The sequence below is a fragment of the Pseudomonas sp. MD330_10 genome (genome assembly GCF_042610415.1).
Lineage (GTDB): Bacteria > Pseudomonadota > Gammaproteobacteria > Pseudomonadales > Pseudomonadaceae > Aquipseudomonas > Aquipseudomonas rhodesiae.
The window spans coordinates 1-241 of record NZ_JBHGZU010000134.1 but is presented as its reverse complement, the minus strand read 5'-3'; the positions used below and the strand labels follow the sequence as shown (position 1 = coordinate 241).

Genomic DNA, 241 nt, shown 5'->3' with positions numbered 1-241 from the left:
ATCTCCCCGGAAGAACGCATGGCCGCGGTGACCATGGTGCTGGCGCATTTCCGTCCGGCCTCGTGCGTGTCGTTCTGCTTTACCAAGCAGCAAGTGCAGGAAACCGTCGACCACCTGACGGCCTAGGGCATCTCCGCCGTCGGCCTGCACGGCGTCCTGGAACAGCGCGACCGCGATCAGGTACTGGCGATGTTCGCCAACCGCAGCACGTCGGTGCTGGTGGCCACCGACGTGGCCGCCC

1 pseudogene is annotated in these 241 nt (G+C 66.4%); it reads left to right on the top strand.

Going from position 1 to position 241, the window contains the following annotated elements:
- A pseudogene (locus tag ACFZPT_RS26910) lies at nt 1-241 on the top strand (helicase-related protein); the annotation flags it as partial.